20 protein-coding genes are annotated in these 25,100 nt (G+C 53.8%); 12 read left to right on the top strand and 8 right to left on the bottom strand.

What is annotated here, in order from left to right; genetic code table 11:
* Window positions 1–49 precede the first annotated feature (49 nt).
* The 4 genes from KTT_RS09380 to KTT_RS09365 form a co-directional block, all read right to left on the bottom strand.
* A complete protein-coding gene (locus KTT_RS09380) occupies window positions 50–1,315 on the bottom strand; it encodes a DUF4097 family beta strand repeat-containing protein (RefSeq protein ID WP_126595728.1) in 1,266 nt (421 codons plus the stop codon).
* Entirely contained in the window at window positions 1,296–2,993 is a 1,698-nt protein-coding gene (locus KTT_RS09375) for an MFS transporter (RefSeq protein WP_160145760.1), read from the bottom strand. Before KTT_RS09375 ends, KTT_RS09380 begins: the two co-directional genes overlap by 20 nt.
* A 64-nt stretch (window positions 2,994–3,057) precedes the next feature.
* Entirely contained in the window at window positions 3,058–3,786 is a 729-nt protein-coding gene (locus tag KTT_RS09370; protein ID WP_160145759.1) for an LppX_LprAFG lipoprotein, read from the bottom strand.
* Between the two features lie 208 nt (window positions 3,787–3,994).
* A complete protein-coding gene (locus KTT_RS09365; RefSeq protein ID WP_126595725.1) occupies window positions 3,995–4,960 on the bottom strand; it encodes a YihY/virulence factor BrkB family protein in 966 nt (321 codons plus the stop codon).
* Between the two features lie 373 nt (window positions 4,961–5,333).
* Between KTT_RS09365 and KTT_RS09360 the strand changes: the two genes are divergently transcribed.
* The 7 genes from KTT_RS09360 (at window position 5,334) to KTT_RS09330 (ending at window position 10,643) form a co-directional block, all read left to right on the top strand.
* The gene (locus KTT_RS09360; protein ID WP_126595724.1) at window positions 5,334–6,254 is read left to right on the top strand and encodes an MBL fold metallo-hydrolase; all 921 of its coding nucleotides are present in this window, start codon (window positions 5,334–5,336) and stop codon (window positions 6,252–6,254) included.
* A 73-nt stretch (window positions 6,255–6,327) separates the two neighbouring features.
* A complete protein-coding gene (locus KTT_RS09355; RefSeq protein WP_126595723.1) occupies window positions 6,328–6,972 on the top strand; it encodes a site-2 protease family protein in 645 nt (214 codons plus the stop codon).
* Window positions 6,973–7,000: 28 nt separating this feature from the next.
* On the top strand, window positions 7,001–7,540 hold the full coding sequence (locus KTT_RS09350) for an HD domain-containing protein (RefSeq protein WP_126595722.1): 540 nt from the start codon (window positions 7,001–7,003) through the stop codon (window positions 7,538–7,540).
* The gene (locus tag KTT_RS09345) at window positions 7,540–8,385 is read left to right on the top strand and encodes a segregation and condensation protein A (protein ID WP_126595721.1); all 846 of its coding nucleotides are present in this window, start codon (window positions 7,540–7,542) and stop codon (window positions 8,383–8,385) included. Before KTT_RS09350 ends, KTT_RS09345 begins: the two co-directional genes overlap by 1 nt.
* A gap of 191 nt (window positions 8,386–8,576) precedes the next feature.
* Window positions 8,577–9,137 (top strand): nucleotide exchange factor GrpE, encoded by a 561-nt coding sequence (locus tag KTT_RS09340; RefSeq protein ID WP_126595720.1) that lies wholly within the window; start codon window positions 8,577–8,579, stop codon window positions 9,135–9,137.
* A 72-nt stretch (window positions 9,138–9,209) separates the two neighbouring features.
* Complete coding sequence (locus KTT_RS09335) at window positions 9,210–10,247, top strand: DnaJ C-terminal domain-containing protein (RefSeq protein WP_126595719.1); 1,038 nt, start codon at window positions 9,210–9,212, stop codon at window positions 10,245–10,247.
* A 24-nt stretch (window positions 10,248–10,271) separates the two neighbouring features.
* On the top strand, window positions 10,272–10,643 hold the full coding sequence (locus KTT_RS09330; protein ID WP_126595718.1) for a MerR family transcriptional regulator: 372 nt from the start codon (window positions 10,272–10,274) through the stop codon (window positions 10,641–10,643).
* A 26-nt stretch (window positions 10,644–10,669) separates the two neighbouring features.
* Here KTT_RS09330 and KTT_RS09325 read toward each other — a convergent pair whose 3' ends face one another.
* The 4 genes from KTT_RS09325 to KTT_RS09310 all read right to left on the bottom strand — a co-directional run bounded on the left by KTT_RS09325 (window position 10,670) and on the right by KTT_RS09310 (window position 17,102).
* Complete coding sequence (locus KTT_RS09325; RefSeq protein ID WP_126595717.1) at window positions 10,670–12,328, bottom strand: glycoside hydrolase family 3 N-terminal domain-containing protein; 1,659 nt, start codon at window positions 12,326–12,328, stop codon at window positions 10,670–10,672.
* A 24-nt stretch (window positions 12,329–12,352) separates the two neighbouring features.
* Window positions 12,353–14,854, bottom strand: coding sequence for a zinc-dependent alcohol dehydrogenase (locus tag KTT_RS09320; RefSeq protein ID WP_126595716.1), 2,502 nt, complete (start codon window positions 14,852–14,854; stop codon window positions 12,353–12,355).
* Between the two features lie 160 nt (window positions 14,855–15,014).
* Window positions 15,015–16,283, bottom strand: a complete 1,269-nt coding sequence (locus KTT_RS09315; protein ID WP_126595715.1) for a sensor histidine kinase — start codon at window positions 16,281–16,283, stop codon at window positions 15,015–15,017.
* Between the two features lie 60 nt (window positions 16,284–16,343).
* On the bottom strand, window positions 16,344–17,102 hold the full coding sequence (locus tag KTT_RS09310; RefSeq protein ID WP_126595714.1) for a response regulator transcription factor: 759 nt from the start codon (window positions 17,100–17,102) through the stop codon (window positions 16,344–16,346).
* Between the two features lie 400 nt (window positions 17,103–17,502).
* Here KTT_RS09310 and KTT_RS09305 point away from each other — a divergent pair, with 400 nt between their 5' ends.
* The 5 genes from KTT_RS09305 (at window position 17,503) to rpoB (ending at window position 25,090) form a co-directional block, all read left to right on the top strand.
* Entirely contained in the window at window positions 17,503–17,943 is a 441-nt protein-coding gene (locus tag KTT_RS09305; protein WP_126595713.1) for an RrF2 family transcriptional regulator, read from the top strand.
* Between the two features lie 219 nt (window positions 17,944–18,162).
* Window positions 18,163–18,549 carry a response regulator transcription factor gene (locus KTT_RS09300; protein WP_126595712.1) on the top strand — a complete coding sequence of 129 codons (387 nt, stop codon included), beginning with the start codon at window positions 18,163–18,165 and terminating at the stop codon, window positions 18,547–18,549.
* A 29-nt stretch (window positions 18,550–18,578) separates the two neighbouring features.
* On the top strand, window positions 18,579–19,550 hold the full coding sequence (gene cysK / locus KTT_RS09295) for a cysteine synthase A (protein ID WP_126595711.1): 972 nt from the start codon (window positions 18,579–18,581) through the stop codon (window positions 19,548–19,550).
* 461 nt (window positions 19,551–20,011) lie between these two features.
* Window positions 20,012–20,845: a hypothetical protein gene (locus KTT_RS09290; RefSeq protein ID WP_126595710.1), complete on the top strand. Its 834-nt coding sequence runs from the start codon at window positions 20,012–20,014 to the stop codon at window positions 20,843–20,845.
* Window positions 20,846–21,592: 747 nt separating this feature from the next.
* Window positions 21,593–25,090 carry a DNA-directed RNA polymerase subunit beta gene (gene rpoB, locus KTT_RS09285; RefSeq protein ID WP_126595709.1) on the top strand — a complete coding sequence of 1,166 codons (3,498 nt, stop codon included), beginning with the start codon at window positions 21,593–21,595 and terminating at the stop codon, window positions 25,088–25,090.
* Window positions 25,091–25,100 lie beyond the last annotated feature (10 nt).

The following is a 25,100-nucleotide window of genomic DNA, read 5'->3' as shown; positions in this document are numbered from 1 at the left end:
ATTTACGTGCCATTATACTTAGATCCCTTTATGATGACAAGTGAGCGTTTCAGGTTGCTACCTGTTTGGCTTTCTTAATATTAACGCTGCCAGTACTCACATCTAGGACAAGAGTTGCGAGTGGTGTAGATGAGGCAGAAGGATTAAGAGGACCATGGTAACTGACTGGCCCGCCGTTGTTGGTAATGGGAATGGGGAAATCACTGTGGATGGCGCCAATGTTAGTATTGGCGTCCAGGGTGAGATTGGTATTGGCGGGCAGTGTGGCCGTAATGGTGCCAGTCTCGTTGCGCAGTGTATAGCGAGCGTTGGCCTGTGTATCGGTGGGCATAAACAGGAAGCCATCGAAGTTTATGTTGCCCTCACCCGTCTCGATCTGAGAGCCATCGGCTATGATAGCATGGGTGACATTGACATTGCCGGTTTCATCGTGGAGCTTGAGAATGCCGCTGATCCCCGCCACCGAGACATCGCCCCTGGTGGCCTCGACATTGACGGTCAGCGATGGATGATCGGCGGTTTGAATGGACGCCGCAGGCAGGGTAATGGTGAGGTCGACCTGGTTATCCGTCGGTTTGGGTAAGGTCACATTGACCAGCAGCGCGTTATTCGAGTTGGCCGTAGCCGTGGGAGTACCGCTGGTGCCCGGCGTCGTTTGCGTGCTGGCGCAGCTGGATGCTTTGCTGGTCGTTGCCGGTGGTTGAATATCGACCGTTACCTGCTTGAGGAGGGTGGTGGCGGCCGTCTCGTCGCTAGCCTGGACCGTTTTCAGGGCCGTTACTTTTGTTGTTGTTGCCGCCGGATCAACCTGCAGGCTAACATTACCGATCTTGTCACAAACCTGGATGCTGGTAAATGGTCCCGCCCCGGCATCTTGAGTGATGGTCTGCTTAAACGGTTTGGTTGAGGGGAGTCCCGGCAGACCGCTGAGGTGGCCGTTGTTCTGGATCGAATTGATGCCGAGAAAGACCAGCAGGGCCATGACGCCAACGACCAGTAAGACACCGATGAGGCAGCCCACTAGCAGGGTTGGCCAGACACGTTGCTTGCGAACAGGTGTTACCCGGCGCATCCGTTGCGGTGGCTGGCGGTGAGGACGCTGGGATGGCGCATCTCGATATGCCCGCGAACGACGAGGAACATCTGGATGGGTTCGGCCAGGGACGCGACGTGGGCGTGGCAGTGGTTCCTCATAATCCTCATAATCGTCGTAGCCCTCATAATCATCCTCATAGATATAGCGATTCTCCACAAAATTATCCTCGTCTTGAGGATGCCAGCCGTTGTGGGAATGATTATTTCTTCCTCTGCCCATAGCTGCGGCTTGCCTCGCTTTCCTGTACATATGGCTGATCGGTATGATGAATAGAGATGTTCGCAGAAGCGGTATTGTCTGCATGTTGCAGGTCCGATGGTGTTCGTGGCCGCTTTCCCTCCAACCAGAGGGCCGGGAGGCAGGCCAGCACACAGAGGATGCCGGCGGCCAGAAAGATACTGGTATAGACGGTGTGCGCGGCATCTGTGATGTAGCGAAAATAGAGGGCGTTATAGGCCGGACTCAATGGGGGCGCCGAAGCTGGAGCCTTGAAAAGAGCGACCAGTTCTCGGAAGCGGCCCAGTCCCCAGGATGTCAGGGCCGCCAGCCCCAGGATCATCCCGATCATACGCGTGATCGTCACCACGGATGAAGCCATGCCCAGCTGGCGCGAATCTACCGCGTTGACCGCCGTCGTGCTGAGCGGTGCGATCACCAGTCCCAGGCCGAAGCCGCTACTGAGCGCGCCGACCGTAATCAGGGTCCAATCGACTGTCAGCGGCCACAGATGCATCAACCAGAAGCCCAGCGCGGCACATAGCAACCCTATGATCGCTGTCCAACGGCAGGTTAAGCGCTGACAGAGGCAGCCGCCCAACAACGCGCCCACAGGAATCAGCGCCGTCAGATGCAGCAGGGCCCAACCGCTCTGCATCGAATCCTGATTATAGACGGTAAGAAAGAAAATGGGGATATCGACCATGGCGATGATCAGGGCAGCCCCGATCAAGAAATTGGTCAGCGCGGCGGCGCTAAAGGTGGTCTTGCGGAAGAGGACCAGATCCAGAACCGGCCAGTGTCTGCGTCGGGCTAGAAAGTGCTCCAGGGCGATAAACGCGGCCAGCAGTACTACGGCAGCCGCCAGCAGCGCGTAATTATTATGGACGTTTCCCGTGGCACTTGCCGGTCCAGGCGCGGCGGTAAAGAGCGTCGCTTCCTGTGCCAGTCCCAGACTCAAACAGAGCAAGGCGGCGCCCAGAACAAGGGACCCTGGCCAATCGATGCGCCTGGTTCCAACGGCGGGGAGATCTTGTTGCCTATGGGACGGTGGTACAAATAGCAGGATCAGCGCGAGGAGCAGGGCTACAAGTGGGAGATTGATATAAAAGATGGCGGGCCAGTTCCACCGCTGGACCACAAATGAGCCATAGAGCGGACCCAGCATGCCGCCAGCCTCGGTAACCATGCCGACCAGTCCCAGGACGATGCCACGCCGCGCGAAGCCGTAGAAATCGGCCGCCACCGCCATCGCCACCGGGACGACCGCGCCACCACCAATGGCCTGGAGGAAGCGCGCCATCACCAGCCAGACGAGGCCGGGATAGCCCGTATCGATCCCCAATGGCTGCAGGAACGACAGCGGCACACGTTCACCCAGTTGCGGCGCCAGGCCACACAGCAGCGATCCCAGTGCGAAGATACCCAGGCAGAGGGTGAGGATCAGGCGGCGCCCATAGAGATCCGACACACGTCCCATCAACGGCATGACGATGACATAGCCGAGCAGGTATCCGCTGACCACCCAGGCGGCTCGATCCAGCAGCATCGGAGGCAAGCGGAGATCGGTAATGACCTGTGGCAATGCCGTTACCACGACCGTCTGGTCCAGGGCCGTCAGAAAGACCGCGCTACAGACCGCGAACAGGGCCAATGGCGCGACATACCGCCTGCTAGTCACGGATTGTTTCCTCGCTTTCCTCTTATCTATGCGGGCCGCTGTCATTACTTACGATGACGCGGTGTTATAGTTTCGGCTCCTGAATGGTGACCGATTCATCGAACTGCGACAGCGTAAACAGGCGCAGCGTCTGGGGTGTATCACCCTGAAGGACGACCCCCTGTACCTGAATCTGATATGGCAGGTAATCGCTCTGGCCGATGCAGACATTGGTGGTGACATCGCCTGTGGGCGGCGTATCTCCACCGATGATTGCGGCCAGATAGAGGGTAGATAGTTTGCCGCCCAGGTACCAGCAGGTGCGATCATCGACGCTACTGGCGCTGGCATGACCTGGATGTTGCAGGTTGCCGAGCATCGCCGGAACGCCTGTTTGCGGATCAGAAAGGGTGCGTGGGTCCAGCAGATCGTTGGTGCGCTTCCAGGCGCCGGTTACTGGGTCGGTATAATACTCTCGATCTCCCACAGCCAGGATCTGCACCTGGATGGCGGTATTATTCACCGTTCCATCGGCTTTGGCCTGAAGCTTATCCGGCAGCACAATATCTCCCTCAGCCTTTGTTACCAGCATAGAGTCGTCCGTGCTCGAGCCAGGATGCTCGGTCGTCAACTGAAAATGATAGGACTTTACCTGCTGGATCGCATGCTGTGATCGATTGATCAACGTATTGGTAGCTGGTGGGGGTGATGTGCTCCCTGTGATGCCGCAGGCGGTCTCAACAAGCAGCAGAAAGACAAGCAAGGTTCCGCTAAGCAGACAAGATGGGAGAGATGGCCGTCCCTGTTTTCGCATGGATAGAAAAACTCCTCGTGGCATAGGGTGTTGCTTATTGAGAGCACTCCGAATATCCATTGTACCATATAGGGAGAGGTTTTCATGCGTAGAGGGGAAATCGGGCGCGGGGTTGGGGGATAATCGGACGCGAGATCCGAACCTATGGGAGGGGGAATGCGCTCCGGCGCATTCCCCCTCTTCGCGTGTGCGTTTTGGTATGGTTGGATTAACTGCTGCGGCTGGCGCGGGTGACGAAATCGTTGGGCGTTGGTTGGACATTTTCTACAAAGTAGGCGTTGACGGTGGCGCCGATCAAGGTTACCAGCGAGATGATGTAGAAGAAGATCATGAAGATCAGCGCGAAGGCGATCTGGCTGACGATGCCGCTGGTATATGAGCGCGTATAAATGGGGAACAGAACAAGTCCGATTTGCAGCACAATGGCGGCGGTAACTGAGCCTGCTACGCTGGCACGCAAACGATTTTTAACGCTGCCTTTGCGGTTGGGTATGAAGGTATAGATGATCTCGAACAGTAAAAATGAGACGATCAGGCTACTGATAACACCTATTATCTTGTTGATCATAGCTGTACCGGCGCTTATCGGAGAGTTTTGCAGCAGACCAACCAGCTGCTCTGGTATTACAGATGTCAGCACCAGCAATGGTGTCAGGACCATAAACACCAGCACCATGATGATGGCCATGATATTTTTCTGTTTGGCCGGGCGTTGCGGGACGCGATAGATGATATCGAAGCACGCCTCCAGCAGTGTAAACAGACGTGAGCCAAAGAAGACCGCCGCCACCACGCTCAGGAAGATCCAGATGCCAGAGCTTTGCGAGAATTTTTGCAGCGCCGACGCTGTGATCTGTGAGGGTAGGACCTGTGGTGGTAGCATACCCTGTAAATGCTTGATAAACTGATCCCGTGCCTGTGTATTCATGGTACCGATAATGCGACCAACGATCGCCACCAGCAGCATACCCAGTGGGATGACTGAGGTAACCAGGCCAAAGGTCAGGGCCTGCGTAAGGTGGAGAGACCAATCATGGTAAAACTTTTTGACAAAATTTTTGCCATCTTTCGTGCCCGAGTGAATGGTCTGATTGGCATCAGAAGCCATTTCACGAGCCTTATCTTTGGCGTTCTGGCCGGATGATTGCCCGGATGCCGGTTGGGTAGAGGCCATTACTAATCCTCCAGTATATCTATACGTAATAATACACTTAGATTATGATATTACGTATAGTTGATGAATTGGATTGCCATAGATATTTCACGTATATCGATGTGTTATTTAACTCTGGCTTAATAATAATTCCACGGATGAACTTGTCCAATCGTTTCAAACTCATCAGAAGCAACCTTTTCAATATTTTCGCCACACGTTATAATATGGTGAATTGCGAAATCGTAAACGCCGCTTGAGCGTACATCACGCAGCAGTTGCACCATGGTAGTTCAGGGGACATGCTGGCCTCCCGGGCGCCTGCGCTCATTTCAATGAATAGCATGCATGCCATCGATCACAAACACCAGATTGCGTAGGAGCAGTAGATAATATGGCCAATGTCGAGGAATCACACTTTCTGATCCGCTTCTGGGGAGTACGTGGAAGCTATCCAACTCCTGGTCCCCACACGCTGCGCCATGGAGGAAATACATCCTGTGTTGAGATTCAGGTGGGGGGGCATACACTTATTTTTGATGCTGGCAGTGGTATCATCGGCCTGGGGTCTGCTCTGTTGCAGCGTACCAAACCGCAAGCAACATGTGATGTAGCCCTGTTTATTACCCATGGGCATGGTGATCACCTGATCGGCTTCCCCTTTTTCTCGCCTCTCTTTGATGCCCGCACCAACCTCCATCTCTTTGGCCCTCAGCTTGCCGGGCATAAAATTGAAGATCTGATCGTGCCGCTTATGTCCCCGCCTTATTTCCCGGTAGATGTACGCCAGTTGCCATCCAGGCGTACATTTCACACCATTGTAGACGATCAATGCATCAGCTGGTCGGGGAGCGAGTTAGAGCCAGGGGTGACCCTTGGGGCGCGCACCGCGTCAGGACAGTCGGCGGATGGGCCCCGGGTGCTGGCTCGTTTTACTACCAGTCATCCTTTAAATGGTGCTATTATTTATCGTATAGAGTATAAAGGGCGTGCTGTCGTGTATGCGACCGATGTTGAGTGGAGTGATGGGATCGAACAAAACCTGCTCGATTTCATTGAAGGGGCTGATGTGCTGATTCACGACGCGCAGTACACGACCACTGATTATCAGAAAGAGAAGCAAGGCTTTGGTCATAGTACCGTCCTGATGGCGACCGAGGTTGCGCGCCTGGCGCACGTCAAAGAGCTGATCCTGTTTCACCACGAACCGACATACGATGATAACCAATTGGATATGATGGAAGCGGAAGCCAGAGTCCATTTTGCACGGACGCGTTCCGCTTGCGAAGGTATGGAAATCGACCTGCTAGCTTGAAAGAACGAGTGAGTGAATGATAGACGTAATTTTATCGTTAATGATAATTCTCTCTTTTCTAGGAGCGATTATTTTGCATGAGTGGGCTCATGCCCAGATGGCATCATGGCTGGGGGATCATTCGTCGGGCACGCTGGAGCGCAAGAGCTGGAGACTCGGCTCGCACATTGATCCGGTTGGTACATTGCTGTGTATAATCCTCGCCTTTCTATCGTACGCCGGGCTGGGCTGGGGACGTCCGGTCAAGCCCGATCCCTGGAAGATGAAGGTGGGCGCCAATACAGGCGTATTGCTGGTCGCCTGCGCAGGCCCTATCTTTAGCCTGATCGTTGGACTGGCTGTCGCCGCCCTGACACGTTTGCTCATCCCGGTTGTTGGTGGCAATATCGCGCTCAACTTTGTGATGAAGTTGTTGACGGCGTTCGCCACCGTGAATGTGGGCCTGGCCATCTTAAATATCATTCCTCTCTATCCACTGGATGGATATCAGATCGTCTATACACTGTTACCAAGCAAGCAGGCGGTCCAGTTTTCGCGTTCGGCCGCTTATGGGCCCTTTATTCTTTTAATTGTGTTTTTTTTCCTGCCGTTTATAGGCCAGTTTGTGGGCATGGCTGATATTTTGAACCTGGCCTCTGATATTCGAAATATTTCCCTGTTCCTGACTTCACAGGCGGCGGGAGCGTCACTGGTTCAGTACTTTGTCTATCCCCACTAGGGGGAGCCTCCAGTGGTAAACTGAAGATATGCACGACACATCATTGATGACAACCATACACTATCGTTTGCGGCAGGTACGCCAGCAGCTCGGTTTTGAGCGGCCCCTGCGCGCCTCTGACTATGCTGAGGTCGAGCTCTGGCTACCGAAGTCAGCCCAGGCCCTGTTTCGTACCATGACAGTAGCGGATCAGCAGCATAGCCTGCGCGTCTGCCGGGGTCTGCAAGAGCGAGGGTGCCAGGAGCGGGATATGCTGGCGGCCGCTTTGCTGCATGATGTTGGCAAGGCCGAGGGACGCGTCCCTTTCTGGACACGCCCAACGATTGTGCTGGGGAAACGCCTGCTGCCGGAACTCCTGCGGCGTAGCGTCTTGCCGCCTGGAGAGATTGAGCACGATCGGGGTCCGCGCTGGCGCCGCTCGCTCAGCTATGCCTGGCATCATGCTGAGGTAGGCGCGCTGCTGGCCGCGGCTGCCGGTCTATCAGAGCGGGCTGTCCTCTATATTCGCACCCATCACCATCCCCATGGACCAGCGGCGGAGCTCCACATGGTCGACGAGGTATCCTGATGTCAGCAGAGCGAGCCACCAGTGGAACAGTTGTCCTGATGGGGGAACAGCCAGAGCGCCAGGACCGCTACGTCGTCCACCTGCCAGTGTTTGAGGGCCCCCTTGATCTGTTGCTCCACCTGATCGAGAAGCGGCAGATGGAGATCACTACCATCTCGCTGGTCGCCGTCACCGATCAATATCTGGAGCAGATCCATAGCTGGGAGGAGCAGAACGCGCTTCCGCTGGCTAATATGGCGGCTTTCATCTCGATTGCCGCGCGCTTGCTCTTCATCAAATCGCAGAGTCTATTACCACAGGCGCCGCGTGAGCAGCAGGCCGCCGAGAGCGATGGTGTAGCCCTGGTCAATGAACTGCAGCAGCACCTGGCCGAATATAAGCTGGCCAAAGACATCGCCCGTATTCTGCGGGAGCGTGAAGAGCAGGGTCTGCAGACGTATAGCCGCTCAAGCCTGCTGGCGGGAATCGAAGCACAACTGGCCTGGACACCGCCTACCCTGACGGGACTGGAGGCACAGATGCTCACGCGCTCATTTCAACGCCTGCTAGAGCTCAAAGGCAAAGAGCCCGTTGGGGGAACAGAACTGATGCCAACGGCCCGTGTGCGTGTAAGCGAACGCATCAACGAGATCCGCGACCGCCTCACAGAGCGGGCGAGCATTCAACTCTCTGAAATCCTCGAGCACGAAACCTCGCGCCTGGTGATCATTGTCACCTTTATTGCCGTACTCGAACTGTGGAAATGGGAGCGCATCAATATCCAGCAGGACACGCTGATGGGCCCTATCCTCCTCACCCGTGGCGCCCTCTGGTCCGAAGAATGGCTTGAAATGGTAGATGATTAATACAGGGTACATTGAGCACCGGAAGTGCGAAAACACATACCAACCGCAGGCGATGATCATGAGAGTCAGACACATTGTTATAAAACTTGACAGTGTGTGGCTCAAGTTTTATACTGTAAGGGCAGTAAAGCTTGTTATATCCCTATGTCAAAATGAGATAAACATAGTAAGTAAGGAGCGATTCAAACGCAATGGAAGAGCAGCAGGATAGAGCCGCTGAACAGGCGAATAAGATAGATCAACAGAACAATCATGGAGGAGATCAGAATGCGGAGCAGCGCATTGCTGACCTGGAGGCCCAGCTCGCCCAGGCGAAGAAAGAGGCGGCGGAGAACTGGAACAAGTATGTGCGCGAGCGTGCCGACTGGGAAAACTTCCGCAAGCGCCAGGAGCGCCTGGTAGCTGATCGTGTTCTCTATCAGAAAAAGGCGGTCTTCAATAAGCTATTAGAGGTGTTGGACAACGTTGAGCGAGCCCTGGTGTATGAAGAGACCATGGACAAGACGCAGTTGCAACATACGCTGCACATGCTCCAGTGGCAGATGAATGAAGTACTACGAGGTGAAGGGCTCAACGCCGTCCCTACCGTGGGTGAGTCGTTCAATCCTTACCTGCACGAGGCCGTAGAAGCGGTTGAGGATAGCGATCAGCCCGATGGGACCATCATAGAAGAGTTGCGTAAAGGCTACACCATCGGTGAAGAAACTCTGCGCCCCGCCCGTGTCAAAGTAAGCGTTGGTAGTAACAAGTAAGAAGCTCCCATGGTCGTGTTGATGGAGGTACGATCGTGCCTCGTTTACAATATTCTGTAAGAGGGCTGGGATATGGATTATAAAGATTATTACAAAATATTGGGTGTGGCGCGAGGTGCGAGCTCGGATGACATCAAAAAAGCCTTCCGTAAACTGGCTCGTAAGTATCATCCTGACGTAAACCCCGGTGATAAAAAGGCTGAAGAGAGATTTAAAGAGATCAATGAGGCTTACGAGGTACTCTCGGATGCCGATAAGCGTAAGCGCTACGACACACTGGGCCCGAACTGGCAGGAACAGTTCGGTTCTGGCTTCCCGGGTGGAACGCGCCGCACGTATACCTATGGTGGTGGCGGTGGGCGCAATCCCTTCGATTTCGATGGTGGTGGCGCCAGCGGCTTCTCGGATTTCTTTGAAGCTCTTTTCGGCCGTAGCGGAATGGGCGGAGCACGTGCCTCTGGCGCCAACGGTATGCGCGAGGATCTGCGTCGGCGCGCGGGCGACAATATCGAACAGCCGGTTGAAGTGACCCTGCAAGAAGCCTACATGGGTGGTTCGCGTACCTTCAGCATCCAGTCCACCGAGATCTGTCCCACCTGTCATGGAACCGGCGAGGTCAACAACCGGGTCTGCTCAACCTGCTCGGGACAGGGGCAGGTTCCCAGGAACAAACGTATCCAGGTAAAGATTCCGGCCGGGGTTGATAATGGCTCTAAAATCCGTGTGGCGGGTGAGGGCCAGCCCGGCATCGGTGGTGGACCGCGTGGCGACCTCTTTTTGGTCATCAGCGTGAAGCCCGATAGCGTTTTTGAGCGTAAGGGAGACGATCTGTACGTGCCGGTTAATGTCGACCTGGTCAAAGCCATGCTCGGCGGCGAGGTCGCGGTTCCCACGCCAGATGGTCGTAAGCTCTTACTCACCATCCCATCGGAAACGCAGAATGATCGGCAGTTCCGCCTGACCGGTAAAGGCATGCCACGCTTGCGTGGAGAGGGGAATGGCAACCTCTATGCTCAGGTCAAGGTTGTGTTGCCCATGCACCTCTCATCGGAGGAGCGAGAACTGTTTGAAAAACTGGCGCGTAGTCGAGGCGTTGAAGCACATTCCTAAAGCAACAAAGGAGAGTGAGAAGAAATGCCTGAGGACGGTAATGGTGCCTGGTATATTATCAGCGTTGCTGCCCAACGGGCCGAAGTGCACGAGCAAACCTTACGTCACTATGAGCGTCTGGGGTTGATTGCACCCGCCCGTAAAGGCACTAGCCCGCATAGTCCACGGCTCTATTCGGATCGTGATATTGAGCGCGTCATCCATATCCGCAGCCTGATGCGTGACCTGGGGGTTAACCTGGCCGGTGTGGAAGCGATCCTGCATATGAAGGATCGTATGGAGCGCATGCAGGAAGAGATGACGCAAGCGATGGTCCAGATGCGTGAGCAGCACGCCTCAGAGACGCGCCGCCTGAAAGATATTATTGAGCGGCTACAAAGGGGTTCATTGCCGTAAATGAGCCCCTTTGTAGCGCGCAAACTTTAGGGATTGGAGGATGGTGGGGTGTCGGGAAGCAGGTGGCGCTGCATTTTGAGGGCTATGACCCTGGTCGCGGCTTCATCCAGGCGCGACTTCGAGAGCGTGCCGTTGTTAAGTGCGGTCTTGATGGCGTCAACCATACTTCTCATGCTGGCGGGATCGCCCGCGCCAAGCAAGAGATCGTTACCAGCTTTGAGGGCCATCACGCCAGCCGTACCCAGGTCGAGGTGCTGGCCATTGACCTGCACGCCTAGCATGGTTAGCGCATCCGTGACCGCGACCCCTTGATAACCCATCTCTTTACGTAAGATCTGGGTCATGAATGTCGGTGAGAGCTCGGCGATATATGTCGGATCGATCGAGGGGACCAGTACATCGGTAGACATAATGATACCAGGTTGTTCCATTTTGTCATCGGCATGGATAAAGTACTGGAAGGGAGCCAGATCGATTTTATATACCTGATCTTTCGTATGATTGACGGTTACAAAGACGGCGTGTGGATCGGTTGTTTTTGGGGCCCCGCCCAGGCCGGGAAAATGCTTCATGGTAGCGATTACGCCGCCCGTTTGCATGGCTTTGGTGTAGGGGCTGACATATTTGATCACATCATCTGGTGTGCTGCCAAAGGAGCGTGCATCCCAACCGATGTAGCCATCATCCGTCGAGACATCCACATCGGGCGCAAAATTAGTATTGATGCCAAGTGAGAGTAGATCGTGGGCAACCTTTGTTCCCTCGTTGGCGGCCACCGTTGTGCTCTTGCTATCGTGAATATCCTTGGCTGAGAGGCGTGGAGGATAAATATTGGTCAGGCGATGGACGTTCCAGCCTTCCTCATCGGTGGATATTAGCAGAGGCGTCAGGGCTCGCTGTTGCATATGCGTGGTATCTGCTTTGGTCTGCTCCAGCGTATTGATCTGGCGTTGATACATGATGACGCCACCAGCATGGAGATCATGGATCATAGTATCTAATGATGGCGAGTAGGAATCCTCAGAATACTCAACCATCATGATCTGGCCGATCTCCTCATCGAGGGACATGCGTGAGACATAGAGATAGGCCAGCTGCTGCTCCTTCATATGATCGGTCAGGTGGCGCAGGTTATCGATTTGCTGGCTACTCAATGGGGGTGCTACAAAGCTTCCACTATTAGCCTGTCCATTACCCCCGCTGCTATTTATGATGCCCGCTATATGAGCTGGCAGGAAGCGTTGTCCCAGAATACCACCGGCGATCACCAGCAGCGCAACCAGAACCAGTCCCACTGCCAGCAATGGATTGATCCGCCTACGACCGTTGCGCCGTTTGCCTGTGGGCGCGTTCTGTAGGGGTAATGGGTTGACAGCATTAGCAGACAAGTCGTGTCTTTCAGGTGCTTGCATTGGAGCCTGCTGATATGAAAAGAAGCCAGCAGATGACGGGGCCCCGGATAGTGACGGCCGCCGCGGGGCCGATAAGCCTTCGGAGGAAGGCGCAGGGCGAGCCGGCAGGTGCAGTGGTTGCATGGGAGAACGCGGTGGAGTCGGTGGTATACCCGCGTGGGAAGGTATATTCCAGGCTGGCGCGTTACGTTCACCCCCTGGTTGAGGATTGAATCCTTTATGTTGTGGCGTATCGCCATTCGATGAGTCGAATGGCGATGTATGATCAGACATTCTTTATAATCCTTTTAATCGCCCTTAGCGACTGCCTGCTTTCTTTTTCCGATTGCGTGACCTTTGTTGTACACGTTTTGTTTGTCGTCCTTCTACTTGTTGTAACGCATCAGCATCAAGGATAGTCGCTGTGTTTTCAGCGGAATGTTCTTCAACGGATGCCTCACCGGTATGGATGCCTGGAGGCGGCGCAGGTATTTCGGCTGATTGATCTGGTGCGATGGTACCGGGCTCTTCAGCTATAGCCGGTGCCTCTTCCCCATTCACCGTAGGTACATGCTCGGTTTCAGGCAGTTCATGTGCATCCTTCTCAGTGGTGGACCGGGTGTTGTCAGGATCAACAGTGGTCGACGGGTCTGTAGCGTGCTCAGTGGCTACTTCTGTATCCGGCTCATCCGCCGTTAGCACGGCAGCGTTCGGCACCTGCTCGGTTTCAATGATCGCCTGCTCTGGATCGACATCCGTATCAGAATAGTGTTTCTCAACAGGAATTGCAAGCTGATCTTCATAGCGGGAGACCTCCGCGGGTATCTCTTCATCGGCGACCGTATCTACCGGGATGGCTATATTGTCTTGATTGTCTTGAGCGGCCTCACCCTCATTGAGCACCGAGGCAGCTGGATGCTCTATATCGCTTACTTCAGGCTCGGTTAGGTCCGTGTTGTCTGCTGCTGAAAGCTCTTGAGGTTCTCCCGGTGTGTGCAGTACTTCTGGTGTTGTATCATCATGTCCGGAAGTACCATCAGTATCGGCTTCAGCAGGATGATCGGGTGTGTCATCTTCGATCTCTGAGGAAGACAAAGAGGCGCGGGAGATCAACGTTGTCGCGTCAGAGTCCAGGTTAAGGTTAGCCTCGGTATGGGGTATCAGCGACACCTGAGGAATGCGTTGTGTTTCCGCCTCCATCTCTTCCTGGTTGCCTGGATGCTGTGAATTGGCTGGTATGGGGATGGACTCATTGTGTTGCTGTTCGGCCTGCTTCCCCGTTCCCTGCATCTGAGACTGTGGCACATAGGGACGCAGGTGACCAGTGTAATGCTTGCCAATAGCCGGGATGGCGGTCGCGGTATCGTCATCATCAAACTCATCATCGGCTTTATCCTGGCGGGGTGATTTCGCCAGCTCTTTGGTATATGGCCGTGCCGAGGGGATATCCTGCTTTTGATCGCCCAGTTTACCTGAAGTGCGTGCTGGCTGCTCGTCGGCATCATCGTACTCTTCCATAAAGTTAATGGTGGATTGACGACGAATGCGCGGAGCCGAAGCTCGTACATTAGGGACCACCGAGGCAGGTAGCAGCGAATAATCGAACACGACCTTAATGGCCCGGCTATCCGCCTTCCTGTACGCGGTTGACAGTGCATTTTGATAGTTATCCAGGGCGAAATGATGGGTAATCAATTGCTCAGGAGTAATACGACGCTGCTGCATCAGTTCGCAGGCTACGCGGAAAGTTGAGGTCTGGTCGTGACTGCCCACGGGCCAGTATTCGGTGCCGTGATGCAGGCTCCCCAGCAGAGAGATCTCATGCTGCCAGAGCGGTGTCAGATCGATACTCATCGGCTCCAGGCTCAAGCCAACCAGGACGATGGTACCGCGCGGACGAATCCAGCGCAGGGCATGGTGCAGCGTATTGCGCTGGAACAGACCGCGCTTCTGGCCCACAGTATCATAGATCACATCGTAGCCGCCCTGTAGCGTCTTATTGCCGAACATGCCGTTATAGAGCTTCGCATTGGTGGCATGTTGTACGCCCTCATAAGCATCGCGTGGGTAGATGATATGGGCCGCGCCCAGGCGTGTAGCCTGCTCAACCTGGAACGTATAGCGAGCCAGCACGCTGACCTCGCATTGTGGCACCAGGGCGCGTACGATCTGCTGCACCAGCAGGCCGACCGTTCCCGCGCCAATAATCAACACACGGTCGCCGGGACGAGGGAGGTGGCGCAGGACCGCGTGCAGGGCCACCGCTACAGGTTCCAGCATCACGGCCTGCTCATCGGTCAGACCGCCGGGCACGCGAAACAACTGTTGCTCATGCAGCAGCATCTCCTCGCTCCATCCTCCGCCCAGGGGTTGGGGAGCCAGGAACGAACCATGATCGCAAAGGTTATAATTGCCGCCAGAGCAGGCATCGCACAGCGGCTGAACACCTGCGGTCACACAATTGGGCCGCCACTGCAGCGCGACCCGGTCGCCCACGTTCACCTGCTGCACATCAGTACCGATCTCAATCACCTCGCCCACCACTTCATGGCCGGGGTAGAACTGCTTCTGAGCTGGCCTGGCAGCGGCCGCGACCCGCTGATTGCTGCCTCCTCGATAAAGCAGATGGAGATCGCTGCCACAGATGCCGGAAAGGCGATTGCGTACTCGCACCCAGCTACTCTCGGGCAGAGATTGGCGTGGTGAATTTTGGACTTGTAATGGTGAATACGATGAAAAATAAATATTAGGATAAAAACGACCCAGAATCTGCGTCAGCAGAACCTTTTTCTGGTCGAGGTCCATTGTAGAGGTCCACATAGCGATATCTTACCTTTATCCGGGTGGCTATAAGTGTCATTGTTCCTACAACCATAATACCCTTTTTTTTACTTCAGGCAGTGTATCATGGTAAACCAGCGATGGTCAATCTGTATGGGAAAAATGCGTAGTTGAGCTTGGAATTGAATTCTGCGCTAGACTAGTCTGCACATGGTAAAAGTACTTTGAATTCAGTATTGCCGGGCTCGCTACAGGCGGTGATGGCGCCGTTATGCGCGCGCACAATGGCGGAAGCGATTGTCAGGCCGAGGCCGGTACCAATGACGGGAGTGGTAGAACTGGAATTGGTCGACGAACGATGGCGGCCACGATAGAACTCCTCAAAGATATGTTCCAGATCCTCACTGGCGATACCATCGCCGTTATCGATTACGCTAATCATGACCTGTCCCTGCTGCTTATCCAGCTTCAGCGTAATCTCGCCCTGGGGAGCAGGGAGGCCATATTTTAATGCGTTATCCAGCAGGATAAACAGCAGCTGTTTGATACGCTCCTTATCGGCCTGGACCCCCAGTTTATCATCTGAAACCAGTTGCAGGCGAATCTTACGTTCATCGTTGGCGCGAGACTTTGTTTGTTCGATACTCTGGATCGCTATATCGATCATATCGACGTACTGAAGTTTCAGCGGATGGGTATCATCCAGGCGGGCCAGTGTCAGCAGATCATTAATGAGCAGCGTCATGCGTTCCGATTCGTTCTTCATACGTTTAAGGATACGTTGTGAAGTCTCGGGATCATCCTTGGCGCCGCGCATCAAGAGCTCCGTAAAGCCGCGAATGGAAGTTAGAGGGGTGCGCAGTTGATGGGAGGCATCTGAAAAGAACTGGCGAAAGCGCTCCTGAGAGGCGCGTTGCATATTTTCGGCTGTCTCCAGGCGAGTCACCATAATGCTCAAACTGCCAGCCAGGCGATCCACCTCATCCTGTGGTGGGAGGCGTAAAGGTAAGCGTTGGCTCTGGGCCAGGTCGCCCATAGCAATGGCCTGAGCCGCATCGGTTACCTGTCCCAGTGGGCGCAGCAACAGAGACGTAAGTGCGTACGCCATCACGGTCCCTGCAACCACCAGGACCAGCATCACGATCATCTCATAGGCCGTCGAAACCTGTTTGCCAAGCAGGAGGCCGGCAAAGGCCACCAGGAGGATCAAGAGCAGAGCAAATACAAACGTCAGTTGGACCTGCAGACTAAAGAACATGCGCAACCATGAAGGGGCATCCTTACGATTATTGCCATCACCCAGATTCGCAGGAGTTCCCGCGAGAGGTTGTGTGATCTCCTCTTTATTGGTTGACGGACCCAGCAGGTAGAGATCCCCTCGTGATTGTGGGGGAGCAAACCGTGTCTTTAATTGATACAATCGGTTTGTCAACCCTTCTTGCCACCCCGTGGCTTTTTGCTCTGACATGGTAGTGATACTCCGCTTGACGAATAGACAGACAGGTATTTCAACGCTGCTAAAAACGCGTCAGCACTTAAGAACGTAACCCACACCGCGTACAGTCACAATCAAACGTGGTGAGCTGGGTGTATCTTCAATTTTTTCGCGCAAGTAGCGTACATAGACCTCGATAATATTTGTTTCGCCCAGGAAATCGTAGCCCCACACCCGGTTCAAGATGGTTTGCCGATCCAGAACCTGGCGTGGATGGGTCATAAACAACTGCAAGAGGTTATACTCTGTGGCCGTCAACTCGATCATCTGACCATTGCGGGTCACCTCGCGCGTCGCCGTATTCATGATCAGGTCGCCGCACTGCAGAAGCTGATCGGCATCCGCGCCCTTCATATCTCCTGGCGCCGATTTGGCACGGCTCTGACGACGCAATATCGCTTTAATGCGTTCTAATAACTCGTAAAAGTCAAAGGGTTTGGTCAGATAATCATCGGCGCCGGTCTGCAAACCTAAAATACGATCTCCTACCTCATCTTTAGCTGTCAGCATCAAAATAGGTACATCGCGTGTTGTTGGATTGCCACGGAGACGGCGGCAAACCTCCAGTCCATCGATACCGGGCATCATCACATCCAGGATCACCAGGTCCGGATCGATGCGTTGCGCCAGCGCGATGCCCTGTTCGCCGTCAGAGGCTACCTCCACCTGGAAGCCCTCATAGCGTAGTCCGAGGCGAATGAGTTCAATAATGTTATCCTCATCGTCAACAACAAGAACTTTTAACTGTGGCTGATGTTCCTGGTTTGCCTGCCAGGTACTGCCTTGCTGCATAGTTTTGTCTCCTGGTAATCCATCGAATAACACAGGCAGGCATCAATAATGGAAGAATTGTGCCTGTGTTTCTATGGTTCATTATAGATATGTATGTGTGGACCTGCAAGCCTGACGTTTCTCTTTACCCCCATTCTCAGCAGAATTTAATCAATTTCGCCTGTGCTTATCTCATATTAAGCTGTACATTATGTGAAGTTATATGGTAATCAAGGTTCGACCCGGAAGCCCGGCAAATAGAATAATAAGAAGGCCACACTAGAAAGTTTACCAATTTAGTCAAGTTTAGCGCTGGATAGCGCTGAAAATCATTGACATGCATTCTCTACTGATATATCCTAAACACTAGATAGAAAGATAACTAGATTCAGTCACTTTGCCCAGAAGAAAGGTCCCAACGATGAAGTTAACAATGAAGGGAGACTATGGTCTACGAGCGATGCTCGACATGGCTGCGTACTACGGGCAAGGGCCGATTGAAAGCGCGGATATTGCGAATCGGCAGCATATTCCAGAGCAATATCTCGATCAGATCCTCATGGTGTTACGTAAAGAAGGATTGGTGAAGAGCGTGCGTGGTCCAAAGGGTGGTCATATGCTCGCCAAAGCGCCGAGCCAGATTACGATGGCACAGGTGATGCAAGCCCTTGAAGGATACGTTCCGCCTATGGAATGTTTGCCCACGCCAGATTTTTGCAAGCTTTCTCCCGGCTGCGCCTTGCGAGACGTCTGGCAGCAGATCGACACCCTGACACAGCAGATCTTGACCGCGACCACAATTGAGGAATTGGCTCAGAAGCACCGTACAGGTAGTCCTGAAGAGACCATGTACTATATTTAATTCAAATTTCGACCATTGAACTTCTCTGTGAGGAGGAGGCGTATGCGCGCATACCCTGGCTGTATACGTGCAGAAGAGATACCGATAAGGCAAGGAACACGATTGGAAGCAGACAAGATTAATCGTGGCCTTGTATGTCTGAAGACTGGTAGGAGAGCGGTGAGGTGAGGTGTAAAGATGTGGTGTATGTGATGTATATGTGAAGGGGGATGATAGCACGTGGCTGATGCGTTGGAAGAGCAGAAACTGATTGCTATCGTTGAGGATGATCCACGCTTGACCGATATGTTCTGTAATGCCTTAAAGCTTTTCGGTCAGTGGCGGGTGCATATTTATTCAGATGGGCAAACAGCGAAGGACCAGTTGCCCTACGCGGGGGCTGACCTGGTCCTATTAGATGTAGGCTTACCAGGGCTTGATGGTGGATCGCTCTACAAATATTTGCGTGGTCATAGCAACACCAAAAACACGCCAATCATTGTTATTTCCGGGAGCTACGACTGGGAACTACATCGTATGGGATTACAGGCTGGCATTCTCCTCCGTAAACCCTTTAACATGCAAGAACTGGTCAGTATTATTCGCGCTTTACTACCGGAGGAGTAATTCTGTAGAAAGAAGGCTGGCACATATTTATGGTCCATTGGGCGAAAAATGCTACTGAATTAGTTGGCCGTACTCCTCTCGTAGAATTAAGACGTTTTGCCGCTGAAGAAACGGCCTCGGGTGAGCCAACCGGCGTGGTGGCAAAGATTCTGGCTAAGCTGGAGATGTTTAGCCCCGGCGGCAGTTCAAAGGATCGTGTAGCTCTGCAAATGATCTGCGAAGCTGAACAGCAGGGTCTGTTGCGCCCTGGCAGTACGATCATCGAGCCGACCAGTGGGAATATGGGTATCTCGCTAGCGGTCATCGCAGCCGCCCGTGGTTATCGGTGCATTCTTACCATGCCAGATACGATTAGCCCTGAGCGGCGTCACCTGTTGCAGCGATTTGGGGCCGAAATCATGCTGACCCCGGCCGCCCAGGGTATGCGCGGAGCCATCAACAAGATCATCGAACTGCGTACAACACTCCCCAACACATGGTATCCTCAGCAATTCTACAATCAGGCCAATCCCCGTGCTCATCGTGAGGGAACCGCGGTCGAAATCTGGGAGCAGACGGCCGGAACCGTCGATATGGTGGTGATCGGCGTGGGTACCGGTGGTACCCTGACCGGCGTGGCGGAGGGGCTACGTGCCCGTAAGCCTGAGCTGGAGGTTGTGGCCGTTGAACCAGCGACCTGCGCCGTGCTTTCGGGCGGACGGCCGGGTCCGCATCGCATCGAAGGACTGGGTTCTGGTTTTATCCCCGATACCCTGCGCGTGGATCTCATCGATCGCGTCATCCCGGTAAGCGATCATGATGCGGTCGAGACGGCCATTCAGATTATTAAAGGAGAGGGCCTCTCAGTCGGTATTAGCAGCGGGGCCGTCGCCTGGGCCGCCCTTCAGGAAGCCCGTAAAGAAGAAAATCGCGGCAAGGTTATTGTGACTGTTTTTCCTAGCGCTGCTGAGCGCTATCTGCAGACGATTCTTTTTGATGATCTGCGAACTAATACGCGTTAGTGGTGTGTATTGGTATATAGCATGTGGTGGTTTCGTGCCTTCGGCCCCTGACGATACGCGCCTACGGCGCTCAATACATGAATAAGAGTGGAAGCAACACCGTGAGCAGGTGCATTCGCACCTGCTCACGGTGTTGCTTCCACTCTTATTAAGACAAAATCATTCCTGGCTTATTAAGACAAAATCATCCCTGGCTTAGCTTTTTGGACATAATATGACAAACGATGATACATGTTCTTTAGAAACTAAAGGCCTGTTCGTTCGTACTAATATGATGGGAATAGTGTGTTACCAGAACATCATTTGGACAGACATGATTCAAAACAGTGAAATCTGGTTATTTTTTGTCACTATTGACATGGTCTGAATCGTTAAAGCATAGAGAACAACTAGATAAACGGGATCTGAGCATTTGAAGAGGACCGTATTTAGATATCATCAATGTACATCGGGGGAGAGTTATGCTACAACCAGTAAAAGATACATATCGTTTTGATTTAGCGCAAGGACAATACCTACGCATCCGCAGGTTGGGCTGGTTATTTTTCCTCGCACTCATTGTGACAGCCATCGTGGGTGTTTGCTGTGGCGCGGCTTTATGGACGACCTATGTACACAAATTCACGCTCTACCTAAAATGGCAAGACGCGCTGGTAGCTCTCTCCTGGTTTATCTCTTTTATCTCAATCTTAGGGAGTGTTCTGGTCGTGCGTTTCCTGTACGCGTTGCGCGCTGGGCGTACAGCGGGCATGGTGACCTTTGAGGGCAATGATACCGTCACCGTGCGTGATCTTTCCGCGGAAAACATGAAGAGCATCTTCTGGATTATGAATAGCGCCTTCTGGTGCTTTGTTACCGCGCTCGTCGGCCTGGTTCCCGCTATCCTGGTTGGTTGGACGATGCACATCCCCTCACCTGTCCTGATGGTTATCACCACCGGGCTGGCGCTCATCCTGAGTCTAGCCGGTATCGTTGTCAGTATTGTTGCTGTCTCGTTTATCCTCATAGGTTGCCTGGGAGGCATCTCATTCTGCCGTAAGCTGGGCTCCTCGCACACCTATCGGCTCAACGGTCAGGCCACTATTCGCATTGACAACTTTGTGCTCACCATTACTTATCCGGGCCATCCCGAGTCGCTGGTCGATCTGAACCTACTATCGACCGAGGACCAGCGCCAGTTATTGTCGCTGCTCCATACGCGCTGGGTAGATGCCAAGCAGGTTTGGAATCCCACTCTTGGTGAAGAGATTGAGCAGGCTCTCGTCGCCTCCCAACGTCTCGTCGACGTGGCATAAAACAAAATTTTTTGAGTTGGTGCATGGGGGCGCATCCGCGCCCCCATGCACCAACTCAAAAAATTAAGACCCATCCTAAATAAAGAAAGAAACTGATGGAATAAAACGTCGGATCTGTGCGTTTATAAATGATGAGAGAAAAATTCAGATTTTTTAGAGCTCTTCCAGAAGAGCTCCAAAAAGTATTGACATATATTATCCGAAGACGTATAATTACCACTTGCCAGTGTATGTATACTAGTAACAGTAGTGTTATAGCTGTTTCATGACACAGGTAACGATGTAACCGAGAGACGAGACACATTACGAAACAACTCATCGCTCCCCAAAAAACGTGAGGATATTATCATAAACCACATGCAGTCGAACCTTCAGCCCACTTTCATGAGCCTCGCTCTGAAATGTAGCAGGATTTCGGGTCGAGGGTACAATGTGGTGTTTTTTGCTGTTTCGGATATCTTATCTTAACCCGTGCCTGTGATCTTGTTAGCTAGCTTGTTTATCTCCACTGGAGGGGATAGTTGTGTGGGCGATCGGCAAACAACCATTAAAAGCATATGTGTAGGAGTAACCGCTCATTGCGTGCGCAAGCGGTTACTTTTATTGTCATAGACCGTTTCACAACACAGGCATTATCATAAAGCAATTATCTGTTTTTTTTTCCGTTTTCCGTTGCACTGAGAGGTGCGTATTGTCGTGTCTCTCAATTTCCTCTATGGGCGATTAGGTGAGAGGAGAATACCAAGTATGGCAGTAAGCACAAGGGCCGTTGCGCTCCCAGAGCGTGTTTCCTTTGCACGTATTCCAGACATACGGCCTATGCCTGGCCTGATTCAAATTCAACTTGACTCCTTTGAGTGGTTTAAGAAAGAGGGTTTGCGCGAGCTTTTCGAAGAAATTTCTCCGATTGAAGACTTTACCGGCAAAAACCTGAGCTTAGAATTTATTGTACCACCTGAACCATTTGGCAAGCCAAAGTATTCTGAGGATGAATGTCGCGATCGTGACGCCACTTTTGCGGCACCTTTGAATGTCAAGGCGCGCCTGATTAATAAAGAGACGGGCGAAATCATCGAGAAAGATGTCTTCATGGGTGATTTCCCGTTGATGACCACAGATGGTACATTCATTATTAATGGCGCCGAACGTGTGGTGGTCAGCCAGCTAGTGCGTTCTCCCGGTGTCTACTTTACCGTAGACGAGGATGCGACCACTGGCAAAAAGCTGTACGCCGCCAAACTGATTCCAGGCCGTGGTGCCTGGTTGGAGTTCGAGACCAGCAATAAAAATCTCTTAACCGTCAAGATTGACCGCAAACGTAAGATTCCGGTGACCACCCTGTTGCGGGCCATTTCCAGCCTGGCCAAAGATCAGTGGCATGCCGAAGATTTAGATTTATCGACCGACCAGGGCATTCTGGATGCCTTCGCCGGCGTCGATAACGATCCCGTGGTGCGCTACATTCAGGCCACGCTGGATCGTGATCCGGTGAAGAAAGAGGACGAAGCGCTGCTTGAACTCTACAAGAAGTTGCGTCCTGGTGATCCCGCCACCTTAGATAACGCGCGTTCGCTGGTCAAGAACCTGTTCTTTAATCCGCGCCGTTATGATCTGGGCAGCGTTGGTCGCTACAAGCTCAATCGTAAGCTGGACCTGGCCATTCCGCAGAGCCAGCGTATCCTGACGCAGGACGACCTGGTCAATATCATTCGGCGCCTGGTCTCCCTGAATAATGGTCGTGGCCGCAAGGATGATATCGACCACCTGGGCAACCGCCGCGTGCGCTGCGTGGGTGAACTGATCCAGACGCAGTTCCGCGTGGGTCTGCTACGCATGGAGCGTGTCGTCAAAGAGCGCATGAGCATTCAGGAGCCGGGACAGGCCACCCCGAACGCCCTCATCAACATCCGCCCGGTGGTGGCGGCGATGAAGGAGTTCTTTGGTGGCAGCCAGCTCTCACAGTTCATGGACCAGACCAACGCCCTGGCGGAGATCGGACACAAACGCCGTCTCTCGGCGCTGGGTCCTGGTGGTCTCTCGCGTGAGCGCGCCGGCTTTGATGTCCGTGACGTCCACGAATCTCACTATGGCCGTATCTGTCCGATTGAGACGCCGGAAGGTCCCAACATCGGTCTAATCGGTAACCTGGCGACCTATGCGCAGATCAACCCGTATGGGTTCATCGAGACGCCCTACCGCAAGGTCTACAAACGGCTGAAGGCCAACGATCCCAACCTGATCGGACGTGAGTTCCGAGGCATCTTTGGACGCGAGCGCGACGCCGTCACCGACACGGATGGCACCGTCCTGATCCCGGCGCGTGAGCGGGTGCGTATCGACGACGCCTTATTCCAGAAGCTGTCGTCCCTGCTGGGTGAGGCGCAGGTCCGCGTGAAGCCCTTCGTGACCGACGTGGTGGACTACCATACCGCCGATGACGAAGAGAACTTCTGGATCGCGCAGGCCAACGCTAAGCTCTCCGACAACGATGAGTTTGAAGAGGACCGCGTCCTGGCACGCTATCAGGGTGAGTTCTTCATGGAGAACTCCGACAACATCGACTATATGGACGTCTCACCGCGCCAGACGGTCTCGGTGGCCACCGCCCTGATCCCTTTCCTGGAGCATGACGACGTCAACCGTGCGCTGATGGGCGCTAACATGCAGCGCCAGGCGGTGCCGTTGCTGCGGCCGCAGTCTCCCATCTGTGGGACCGGCATTGAGCGGCAGATCGCCATCGACTCCGGCCAGGTTATCGTCAGCCGCACCAGTGGTGAGGTGATCACTTCTACCGCGCGTCGCATCGAGGTCATGGACGAGCAGGGAGAGATCTCCAGCTATCGTCTGCGCAAGTTTGTCCGTTCTAATGCGGGTACCTGTATTAACCAGCGACCGATTGTGAAAAAAGGCGACTATGTTACGGCGGGACAGGTGATCGCCGACAATACCTCGACGCAGGACGGGGAACTGGCGTTAGGCCAGAACATCCTGGTGGCCTTTATGAGTTGGGAGGGCGGCAACTTCGAGGACGCCATCCTGATCAGTGAGCGCATCGTGCACGAGGATCTCTTTACCTCGATTCACATCGAGAAGTATGAGATCGACGCTCGCGACACCAAACTGGGACCCGAAGAGATTACGCGTGACATTCCGAATGTGGGTGAAGAAGGCCTGCGGAACCTGGATGAGCGCGGCATCATCTATGTCGGGGCCGAAGTGGGACCGCAGGATATCCTGGTCGGCAAGATTACGCCCAAGGGCGAGACCGAGCTGACGGCAGAGGAGAAACTGCTGCGCGCCATCTTTGGTGAGAAGGCCCGTGAAGTCAAAGATACCTCGCTGCGCGTGCCCCATGGTGAGCGCGGCAAGATCGTCGAAGTCAAGGTCTTCTCACGCGAGGCCGGTGATGAGCTACCTCCGGGCGTCAACCAGCTGGTGCGTGTCAGCATCGCGCAGAAGCGTAAGATCGGCGCGGGCGACAAGATGGCTGGACGCCACGGCAACAAGGGCGTCATCTCGCGCGTGCTGCCGATCGAGGACATGCCGTTCCTGCCGGATGGCACCCCGGTGGACATCATCCTGAACCCGCTGGGTGTCCCGCACCGTATGAATATCGGTCAGATTATGGAGACCCACCTGGGCTGGGCGGCGGAAGCGCTGGGCTTTAAGATCGCCACGCCTGTCTTCGACGGCGCCACCGAAGATGACATCGAAGAATTCTTGCGTCGGGCCGGGTTGCCCGAAACCGGCAAGGTCCAGCTCTATGATGGACGCACCGGTGAGCCCTTTGACCATCCCATCACCGTGGGCTACAACTACATGTTGAAGCTGGCCCACCTGGTAGAAGATAAAGTGCACGCCCGTTCGACCGGCCCCTACAGCTTGATCACGCAGCAGCCGCTGGGTGGAAAGGCGCAGTTCGGTGGACAGCGGTTCGGTGAAATGGAAGTGTGGGCGCTGGAAGCCTATGGCGCGGCGCACATCTTGCAGGAGATCCTGACCGTCAAATCCGACGACGTAGTCGGCCGTGTCAAAACCTACGAGGCCATTGTGAAGGGTGAAAACATCATGGAGCCGGGCGTTCCAGAATCCTTCAAAGTACTCGTCAAAGAATTGCAGAGCCTGGGCATTAATGTAGAGGTCCTCAACGAAGACGAGCAAAAGATCCAATTCGTCGAAGACACCTCGAACGATGTCATGCCGGAACTGGGTATTAATCTATCCGGTTTCGAGGGAGACCAATAATATAGGGGCA

The organism is Dictyobacter aurantiacus (assembly GCF_003967515.1).
In the GTDB taxonomy this organism is placed as follows: domain Bacteria; phylum Chloroflexota; class Ktedonobacteria; order Ktedonobacterales; family Ktedonobacteraceae; genus Dictyobacter; species Dictyobacter aurantiacus.
Note: the sequence above shows the minus strand (reverse complement) of the source record. Positions and strands in the feature narration are given on the sequence as shown.

Excerpts from the sequence above, each read along its gene's own strand:
- KTT_RS09310 (WP_126595714.1), bottom strand. The coding sequence starts at position 17,102 with ATGCAGCAAGGCAGTACCTGGCAGGCAAACCAGGAACATCAGCCACAG.
- KTT_RS09380 (WP_126595728.1), bottom strand. The coding sequence starts at position 1,315 with ATGGGCAGAGGAAGAAATAATCATTCCCACAACGGCTGGCATCCTCAA.
- KTT_RS09360 (WP_126595724.1), top strand. The coding sequence starts at position 5,334 with ATGGCCAATGTCGAGGAATCACACTTTCTGATCCGCTTCTGGGGAGTA.
- KTT_RS09340 (WP_126595720.1), top strand. The coding sequence starts at position 8,577 with ATGGAAGAGCAGCAGGATAGAGCCGCTGAACAGGCGAATAAGATAGAT.
- KTT_RS09305 (WP_126595713.1), top strand. The coding sequence starts at position 17,503 with ATGAAGTTAACAATGAAGGGAGACTATGGTCTACGAGCGATGCTCGAC.
- rpoB (WP_126595709.1), top strand. The coding sequence starts at position 21,593 with ATGGCAGTAAGCACAAGGGCCGTTGCGCTCCCAGAGCGTGTTTCCTTT.
- KTT_RS09370 (WP_160145759.1), bottom strand. The coding sequence starts at position 3,786 with ATGCGAAAACAGGGACGGCCATCTCTCCCATCTTGTCTGCTTAGCGGA.
- KTT_RS09350 (WP_126595722.1), top strand. The coding sequence starts at position 7,001 with ATGCACGACACATCATTGATGACAACCATACACTATCGTTTGCGGCAG.
- KTT_RS09335 (WP_126595719.1), top strand. The coding sequence starts at position 9,210 with ATGGATTATAAAGATTATTACAAAATATTGGGTGTGGCGCGAGGTGCG.
- KTT_RS09320 (WP_126595716.1), bottom strand. The coding sequence starts at position 14,854 with ATGTGGACCTCTACAATGGACCTCGACCAGAAAAAGGTTCTGCTGACG.
- KTT_RS09330 (WP_126595718.1), top strand. The coding sequence starts at position 10,272 with ATGCCTGAGGACGGTAATGGTGCCTGGTATATTATCAGCGTTGCTGCC.
- KTT_RS09345 (WP_126595721.1), top strand. The coding sequence starts at position 7,540 with ATGTCAGCAGAGCGAGCCACCAGTGGAACAGTTGTCCTGATGGGGGAA.
- cysK (WP_126595711.1), top strand. The coding sequence starts at position 18,579 with ATGGTCCATTGGGCGAAAAATGCTACTGAATTAGTTGGCCGTACTCCT.
- KTT_RS09315 (WP_126595715.1), bottom strand. The coding sequence starts at position 16,283 with ATGTCAGAGCAAAAAGCCACGGGGTGGCAAGAAGGGTTGACAAACCGA.
- KTT_RS09290 (WP_126595710.1), top strand. The coding sequence starts at position 20,012 with ATGCTACAACCAGTAAAAGATACATATCGTTTTGATTTAGCGCAAGGA.
- KTT_RS09325 (WP_126595717.1), bottom strand. The coding sequence starts at position 12,328 with ATGTCTGATCATACATCGCCATTCGACTCATCGAATGGCGATACGCCA.
- KTT_RS09365 (WP_126595725.1), bottom strand. The coding sequence starts at position 4,960 with ATGGCCTCTACCCAACCGGCATCCGGGCAATCATCCGGCCAGAACGCC.